At 62.4% G+C, this 7741-nt stretch carries 9 protein-coding genes; 8 read left to right on the top strand and 1 reads right to left on the bottom strand.

Annotation, left to right across the window (positions count from 1 at the left end; genetic code table 11):
* Positions 1-385: 30S ribosomal protein S2 (rpsB, locus tag RMO89_RS13905; protein WP_310533825.1), on the top strand; the 385-nt coding region annotated here is incomplete at its 5' end.
* Between the two features lie 104 nt (positions 386-489).
* Positions 490-1413: a translation elongation factor Ts gene (tsf, locus tag RMO89_RS13900; protein WP_310533824.1), complete on the top strand. Its 924-nt coding sequence runs from the start codon at positions 490-492 to the stop codon at positions 1411-1413.
* A 60-nt stretch (positions 1414-1473) separates the two neighbouring features.
* Here tsf and RMO89_RS13895 read toward each other — a convergent pair whose 3' ends face one another.
* Positions 1474-2268, bottom strand: coding sequence for a metallophosphoesterase (locus RMO89_RS13895; RefSeq protein ID WP_310533822.1), 795 nt, complete (start codon positions 2266-2268; stop codon positions 1474-1476).
* 137 nt (positions 2269-2405) lie between these two features.
* On the opposite strand from RMO89_RS13895, the gene pyrH reads away from it, so the two are divergent.
* The 6 genes from pyrH to rseP form a co-directional block, all read left to right on the top strand.
* Positions 2406-3125, top strand: a complete 720-nt coding sequence (gene pyrH, locus RMO89_RS13890; protein WP_310533821.1) for a UMP kinase — start codon at positions 2406-2408, stop codon at positions 3123-3125.
* A 4-nt stretch (positions 3126-3129) separates the two neighbouring features.
* Positions 3130-3687 carry a ribosome recycling factor gene (frr, locus tag RMO89_RS13885; protein ID WP_310533819.1) on the top strand — a complete coding sequence of 186 codons (558 nt, stop codon included), beginning with the start codon at positions 3130-3132 and terminating at the stop codon, positions 3685-3687.
* A gap of 37 nt (positions 3688-3724) precedes the next feature.
* Entirely contained in the window at positions 3725-4399 is a 675-nt protein-coding gene (gene uppS, locus RMO89_RS13880) for a polyprenyl diphosphate synthase (RefSeq protein ID WP_310533818.1), read from the top strand.
* 183 nt (positions 4400-4582) lie between these two features.
* On the top strand, positions 4583-5290 hold the full coding sequence (locus RMO89_RS13875; protein WP_310533817.1) for a phosphatidate cytidylyltransferase: 708 nt from the start codon (positions 4583-4585) through the stop codon (positions 5288-5290).
* Positions 5290-6444, top strand: a complete 1155-nt coding sequence (gene dxr, locus RMO89_RS13870; protein WP_310533816.1) for a 1-deoxy-D-xylulose-5-phosphate reductoisomerase — start codon at positions 5290-5292, stop codon at positions 6442-6444. The genes RMO89_RS13875 and dxr overlap by 1 nt, the downstream gene beginning before the upstream one ends.
* A partial coding sequence (rseP, locus tag RMO89_RS13865; protein WP_310533815.1) for an RIP metalloprotease RseP occupies positions 6416-7741 on the top strand: 1326 nt, incomplete at its 3' end. The genes dxr and rseP, both read left to right, overlap by 29 nt.

The raw sequence follows: 7741 nt of genomic DNA, 5'->3' as shown, positions 1-7741 counted from the left end.
TGAGCTTTCGCTCGGCGGCATCCGCGACATGGGCGGCATTCCGGACGTGATGTTCGTGATCGACGCCAACAAGGAAGAGCTCGCCATCAAGGAAGCCAACGTTCTGGGTATCCCGGTCGTCGCCATCCTCGATTCGAACGTCTCGCCCGATGGCATCGCGTTTCCGATCCCGGCGAACGACGACGCCAGCCGCGCGATCCGCCTCTACTGCGAAGCCGTTGCTGCCGCTGCCAAGAAGGGCAACCGCGAAGCAGTCGTCGATTCGGGCGTCGACATCGGCGCGCTGGAAGTGGCTCCGGTTGAAGAAGCCGTGGTTTCGGTTCCGGCTGGTGAAGCCGTTGCTGAGGAAGCCGCCGCTGTGGAAGCTCCGGCAGCCGAAGCCTGATCGCCCGAAGTCTGATCAAAGGGCGATCGCTTTAGACATCAAATTGTAGCGCGCCGGGTTTATGGGCCCGGCCGCGGCATTCCAATTTCAAGAGGACTGGTCACATGGCTTATACCGCCACTGACGTGAAGAACCTGCGCGAGCGCACCGGCGCCGGCATGATGGATTGCAAGAAGGCACTCGACGATACGTCGGGTGACATGGAAGCCGCAGTTGACCTGCTGCGCGCCAAGGGCCTTGCTGCCGTTGCCAAGAAGTCCAGCCGCACCGCGGCCGAGGGCCTTGTCGGCGTGGCCGTTTCGGGCACCAAGGGCGTTGCCGTTGAGGTGAACTCGGAAACCGACTTCGTCGCCAAGAACGAACAGTTCCAGGACTTTGTGCGCAAGACCACCGAAGTAGCGCTGGGCGCTGCATCCGACGACGTCGAAGCGCTCAAGTCTGCTGCCTATCCGGGCGGCGGCACGGTATCCGACACGCTGACCAACAACGTTGCCACCATCGGTGAAAACCAGCAGGTGCGCCGCATGAAGACCGTTTCGGTCACGAACGGCGTTGTCGTGCCCTACATGCACAACGCTGCGGCGCCGCTGCTTGGCAAGATCGGCGTGCTCGTTGCGCTTGAATCGGAAGCCGGTGCCGACGTTCTCGAGCCGCTTGGCAAGCAGATCGCCATGCACATCGCCGCGGCTTTCCCGCTGGCGCTGAATGCTGACGACCTCGACGCCGAGCTGATCGCCCGCGAACGCAAGATCGCTGCCGAAAAGGCCGCTGAATCGGGCAAGCCCGCCGAAGTGCAGGCCAAGATGGTCGATGGCGCGGTTTCCAAGTACGCCAAGGAAAATGCCCTGCTCAGCCAGGTCTTTGTCATGGACAACAAGACCCCGGTTGCTCAGGTCGTCGAAGCTGCCGGCAAGGCTGCTGGCACCAAGATCGTGCTGAAGGACTATGTCCGCTTCCAGCTCGGCGAAGGCATCGAAAAGGAAGTCAGCGATTTCGCGGCGGAAGTCGCGGCTGCTGCCGGTCTCTGATCCAATCCTGCTGACAGGCAATTTGACGGGGCTCGGAGCTTTGCGCTCCGGGCCCCGTTGCTATTGGGGCGGACGAACGGTTACGAGCCACATGTCCGGTGGCACCACAAAGCGGAACGGCAGGACGCTGGTGCCGAGCCCGGCCGTGACAATCGTGGTCTTGCCGCCCTCATCGATCCGGCCACAGGCATAGCGGTCTCCATATTTTGACATGGTGGCCGGCGAGCCGCCCCAGGGCCAGCCGATCTGGCCGCAGTGCGTATGGCCGGCAAGCGTCAGCGCCACATCGCCGGGCAGAGCCGGCACGACATCCGGGCTGTGGCTGAGCACGACGACATCGCCCATGCTGCCATCGACCCCGGCAAAGCTTGCTTTCACGTCGTCATGGCCGGTGTATTCATCGCCAAGGCCGATCACGCGCAGCGGGCCAATGCGCGTTGATTCGTTGACCAGCACCTTTACGCCTATGCGCGCCAGCTCGTTCCGGCCTTCCTCGGCATTGCGCCAGTAGTCGTGGTTGCCCAGCACGGCGAGCGTGGCGAAACGGGGGCGTAGTCCGGCGAGTGGGGCTAGAGCGGCGGGGAAATTGTAATGGCGGGTCGCCAACCTGCGGTCGGTAATGAAGTCCCCCGCCAACATCACGTAGTCGGGCCTCAGCGCGTTCACCTGAGCGACGATGCGCGCCAGCCGGGCGGGTGGCATATCGGGATCGGCGACATGAAAGTCGGAGAGCAGCGCGATTGTCAGCGGCTGGGTCCCTTTCGCCAGAGCGGGAAGGGTCACTTCGGCGCGGCGGACCACCGGATCGGCCATGGTATCGCGCCAGGCGATGGCGGTGAATGCGCCTGCCGCCACCGCAAAAGTGCCTGTCAAAAGCTTTAAGCGGCCAAATCGCCCCCGGCCAAATCCCTTGCGCAAACGCCTGTCCCTTTACCTTGCAACACCTAGGCGGTAACGCCGGCCCACTTGTTCGGAACCGGAATCACCATCGCATGGCCAATGGCAAATACAAGCGCGTCCTCCTGAAACTCTCAGGCGAAGTGCTGATGGGCAACCAGCAGTTCGGCATCGATCCTGAATTCGTCGCTGAACTGGCGAAGGAAGTGAAGGCGGCCAAGGAAACCGGGCTGGAGATCTGCCTCGTCATCGGCGGCGGCAACATCTTTCGCGGGATGGCCGGCGCGGCCAAGGGTATGGACCGGGCTCAGGCCGACTACATGGGCATGCTGGCAACCGTGATGAACGCGCTCGCCATGCAGAATGCGTTGGAGCAGCTCGGTGTGCAGACCCGCGTGCAATCCGCGATTGAGATGGACAAGGTCTGCGAACCAGTGATCCGCCGCCGCGCCGAACGCCACCTTGAAAAGGGCCGGGTGGTGATCTTCGCCGCCGGCGTTGGTGCACCCTATTTCACCACGGACAGCGGAGCGGCCCTTCGCGCAGCGGAAATGCAGTGCGACGCCCTGTTCAAGGGCACTTCGGTCGACGGCATCTATGACAGCGATCCCAAGACCAATCCTGACGCTATTCGTTATGATTCAGTCGATTATGACACGGTTCTGGCACATAATCTCAAGGTTATGGATGCCAGCGCCGTTGCGCTGTGCCGTGACAACAGCATTCCCATCGTCGTCTTTTCGATCCGCGAACAGGGCAACCTTGCCAAGGTTCTCGCCGGTGAAGGCACACAAACCATCGTAAGAAAGGGCTGATCCCATGGCCAAGTATGACAAGGCAGACCTCGAACGCCGCATGTCCGGTGCGGTGGATTCGCTCAAGCACGACCTCGCCGGCCTGCGCACGGGCCGCGCCAACACCACGTTGCTCGATCCGATCACGGTCGACGTCTATGGTAGCCAGATGCCACTGAACCAGGTGGCTTCGGTCTCTGCTCCCGAACCGCGCATGTTGACGGTGCAGGTATGGGACAAGTCGAACGTCACCCCCGTCGAAAAAGCGATCCGTTCGGCCGGGCTCGGTCTTAACCCGATCAATGACGGCAATACCCTGCGCCTGCCGATCCCCGACCTGACCGAGGATCGCCGCAAGGAACTCGCAAAGCTTGCCGGGCAATATGCCGAAAAGGCCCGTATCGCGATCCGCAACGTGCGTCGTGACGGCATGGAAAACCTGAAGGCTGACGAAGCCAAGAAGGAAATCTCGGAAGATGATCGCAAGCGGTCGGAAACCGAAGTCCAGAAGATCACTGACGAAGCGATCAAGGCCGCCGACGAAGCTGCGGCTGCCAAGGAAAAGGAAATCCTCGGCAAGTGATCCGGCGGCTGGCTGGAGCTGGGCGGGGATCGGCGCAATGACCGCCGCGAAACACGTCGCGATCATCATGGACGGCAATGGGCGCTGGGCGAAAAAGCGCATGCTGCCGCGCGCCATGGGCCACAAGAAGGGCGTTGAGGCCGTACGCAAGATCGTGCGCGCCGCCAGGGACCTGGGGCTTGAGGCGCTGACGCTTTACGCCTTTTCGACCGAGAACTGGAAACGGTCCGAAGACGAGATCGGTGCGTTGATGGGGCTGATGAAGGCCTTCATCATCGCCGACCTCGATGAATTCGCCGCGAACAATGTCCGGCTGAAAATCATCGGCGATTACAAGGCTTTTCCGGCGGATGTTGTCGAACTGATTGAAAAAGCGCTGGCGCGCACGGCGGAAAACACCGGCACTACGCTCGCCGTTGCGCTGAACTATGGCGCGCAGGACGAAATTGCCCGCGCGGCGACCAAGGCGGCCGCGAAGGGCGCGATCACGCCTGAGGCGATCGAGGCTGAGCTTGATACGTCCGGAATGCCGCCTCTCGACCTGCTGATCCGCACGTCTGGCGAAGTGCGCCTGTCGAATTTCCTGCTGTGGCAGGCGGCCTATGCCGAAATGATGTTCGTTGACACGCTGTGGCCCGATTTCACCCCCGAGCATCTGGCCGATGCGCTCGAGAAGTTCGCGGACAGGGAGCGGCGATATGGCGGTCGGTGAACTAAGTAAAAGCTGCTTCCATCGTCATCCTGAACTTGTTTCGGGATCCATCAAGCCTCGCGGTCCGAGCTTGTGGAACAACAACAACGGTGCCGTTAGCTTTTCGCCATTCAACCAGAGTGTTCAGGCACAATGGATCCTGAAACAAGTTCAGGATGACGTCAAAAGGGATCGGGTGAGCATATGATCCAAGCCGCCGCCAAAAAATCGGACCTTGGCGTTCGTACCGCTTCCGCAATCGTCATGGTCACCGTCGCCGGCCTGGCACTCTGGCTCGGCGGCTGGCTTTGGGCGCTGTTCGTTGGCGCAATCGCCAGCGGCGTGCTGTGGGAATGGCGCGGGCTGGTGCGCGGCTTTGCGGCAACGCCGATGCAGCAGACGCTGTGGAACATCGGCGGCATCGTCTACATCGGTTTTGCCACGGCCATGCTGCTGTTTCTGCGCAGCGAGTTCTTCCCGGTAATCGCGTCGGTTTCGGCGATCCTTGCCGTAATCGCCACCGATGTCGGCGCCTATTTTGCTGGGCGCACGATTGGCGGACCAAAGATTGCGCCATCTATCAGCCCGTCAAAGACGTGGGCTGGACTCTTCGGTGGCATGGTTGGCGCGACCTTGGCTTTTGCCGGGCTGATGGCCTTCCAGTACGAGGCCTCAGGGGCTGGCCCTCAGCCTGCGTGGAGCGAAGCCGTGTTCTTCGGTTGCTTTACCGCGGTTGTCGCGCAGGCCGGCGACTTCTTCGAAAGCTGGATGAAGCGCCGTGCAGGGGTGAAGGATTCGGGTAAATTGATCCCGGGCCATGGCGGGCTGTTCGACCGGGTGGATGGCCTGCTGGCAGTCGTTTTCGTCGGCGGCATCCTTGTCGCCGGTGCCGGACTTCTCGGTCTCAATTGATGACGCGCACGATCTCCATCCTTGGCGCGACCGGCTCGATCGGCGCATCGACGCTCGATCTGATCCGGCGAGAGCGTGAGGCGTGGGACGTCGTCGCTCTTACGGCCAATTGCCAGGCTAGCGAACTGGCACGGCTAGCGCGGGAATTCAGGGCAAAAGTCGCGGTTGTCGCCGAAGATTCCTGCCTGCCTGAACTGCGCGAGGCTCTGTCGGGCAGTGGCATCGAAGCCGCAGGCGGGGCGGGGGCTCTGATCGAAGCGGCGAGACGCCCAGCCCATATGACCATAGCCGCCATCGTCGGCTGCGCAGGGCTTGCGCCTACCATGGCCGCAATTGAGCAGGGGCGCACTGTCGCGCTCGCCAACAAGGAAGCGCTGGTTTCCGCGGGCGACGTGATGATGAGCGCCGTTGCGCGCTACGGCACCACGCTGCTGCCGATGGACAGCGAGCACAACGCCATCTTCCAGTGCCTTGCCGGTAACGATCCTGAGCAGGTCCGCGTCATCACGCTGACCGCGAGCGGCGGGCCATTCCGCGACTGGTCGATTGAGCAGCTTGCCGCCGCCACCCCGGCGCAGGCGGTCAAGCACCCCAACTGGGACATGGGTGCGAAGATCAGCGTCGACAGCGCGACCATGTTCAACAAGGGCCTCGAACTGATCGAGGCGCATCACCTGTTCCCGGTCGGGCTGGATAGGCTGCGGATCATTGTTCACCCGCAGTCGATCATCCATTCGATGGTCGAATACCGCGATGGCTCGACGCTGGCGCAGCTTGGTCCGTCCGATATGCGCGTGCCGATCGCTTCGTGCCTCGCCTGGCCGGAACGGATGGACACGCCGTGCGAGCCGCTCGACCTTGCTGCGATTGGGGAACTGACCTTCCGCGCGCCCGACGAGGTGCTGTTCCCCGCCACCAGGCTCGCCCGGCATGCGGCGGAGGCCGGCGGGGCCATGCCGGCCGTGCTTAACGCCGCGAATGAAGTGGCCGTGGCCGCTTTCCTTTCCGGTAAGCTGCCGTTCACCCGCATCGCCGTAGAAGTCGAACGGCTGATGGACCGCTTCGCCCCACCTGCGCCTGCTTCCCTTGCGGAAGTGATTGCCGTAGATGCCGAGGCGCGGGCGCTTGCCACGCAGCTGCTGGAGCCTGCCTGACTTGTTCGGATTACCCACTTTTCTGCAGGCCATCCTTGGCTTCCTGCTCCTCATCGGTCCGTTGGTCGTCCTGCACGAGCTTGGGCACTATCTCGTCGCCCGCTGGCTGGGCGTGAAGAGCGACGTCTTTTCGATCGGTTTCGGCAAGGAAATCTGGGGCCGCACTGACAAGCGCGGCACGCGCTGGCGGATCGCCGCCGTGCCTCTGGGCGGTTATGTCCAGTTTGCTGGCGACGGCAACGCGGTCAGCCAGACCGATGACGACAAGATCGCGCATATGTCGGTTGAGGAACGCGATCACGCCTTTGCCACCCAGCCGATCTGGAAGCGCTCGCTGATCGTGCTGGCTGGGCCGGTGGCCAACCTGATCGTCGCCTTTGCCATTTTCTTCGCCTTCAACGCGATTCAGGGCAAGGCAGTCGAAGTTCCGGAAGTGACCGGCTTCGCGGCGAAGTCCGACGCGCGCACTGCCGGCGTTCAGCTGAGCGACCGCATCGTCTCGGTCGATGGCAATAAAATCGTATCGGCAACGGAAATCGCTGAACACGTGCTGCCCTATCCGGGGCGAACGGTCGAACTGGGTATCGAACGCGACGGCCGCAAGCTGACGGTTCCGGTCAAGCTTGCCTCGCAGACCGTCAAGGACCAGTTCGGCAACGAAGGTCGGATCGCCGACCTGGGGCTCGATTTTGCCAGCCCGAATGTGCGGCTGGTCGTTCCCGGATCGCCAGCGGAGAAGGCCGGAATCGCGGCGAACGACCGCATCCTCGCGATCAACGACACCCGCGTGACCAGCTTCCGCCAGGTGCGCGACCTCATCATGACGCGGCCGGGTGAGAAGATCACCGTTTCGGTCCTGCGCGGCGATACCGAGAAGATGCTGCCGGTGACCGTCGGCAGCGTCCCCGGAACCAACGAAAAGGGCGTGAAGGCAACCTACGGCCAGATTGGCATTGCTTACGGCAAGATCGAGAAGGTTGGACTGATCGAAGCTGCCACGATGTCGGTCGGCCAGTGCTATGGCATCATGCGGATGATGGTCACCGGGATCGTCCAGATCGTCACCGGCGAACGCTCGGTCAAGGAACTGGGCGGACCGCTGAAAATCGCTAAATACTCGGGCGAACACCTCTCCCTTGGGTTCGATAACTTCATTTGGTTCATCGCGCTGATCTCGATTAACTTGGCATTCATCAACCTCTTGCCAATTCCGACCCTCGATGGTGGGCACCTGGCATTCTACGCAGCCGAGGCCGTGCGCCGCCGGCCAGTCGATGCCAAGGGCCAGGAATGGGCG

It is taken from the genome of Novosphingobium sp. (assembly GCF_031424035.1).
Classification (GTDB): Bacteria; Pseudomonadota; Alphaproteobacteria; order Sphingomonadales; family Sphingomonadaceae; genus Novosphingobium.
The sequence above is the reverse complement of the archived record's forward strand: the minus strand, read 5'-3'. Positions and strand labels throughout refer to the sequence as shown.

Coding starts and splice junctions, on each gene's coding strand:
- frr (WP_310533819.1), top strand. CDS start 3,130: ATGGCCAAGTATGACAAGGCAGACCTCGAACGCCGCATGTCCGGTGCG.
- RMO89_RS13875 (WP_310533817.1), top strand. CDS start 4,583: ATGATCCAAGCCGCCGCCAAAAAATCGGACCTTGGCGTTCGTACCGCT.
- dxr (WP_310533816.1), top strand. CDS start 5,290: ATGACGCGCACGATCTCCATCCTTGGCGCGACCGGCTCGATCGGCGCA.
- uppS (WP_310533818.1), top strand. CDS start 3,725: ATGACCGCCGCGAAACACGTCGCGATCATCATGGACGGCAATGGGCGC.
- pyrH (WP_310533821.1), top strand. CDS start 2,406: ATGGCCAATGGCAAATACAAGCGCGTCCTCCTGAAACTCTCAGGCGAA.
- tsf (WP_310533824.1), top strand. CDS start 490: ATGGCTTATACCGCCACTGACGTGAAGAACCTGCGCGAGCGCACCGGC.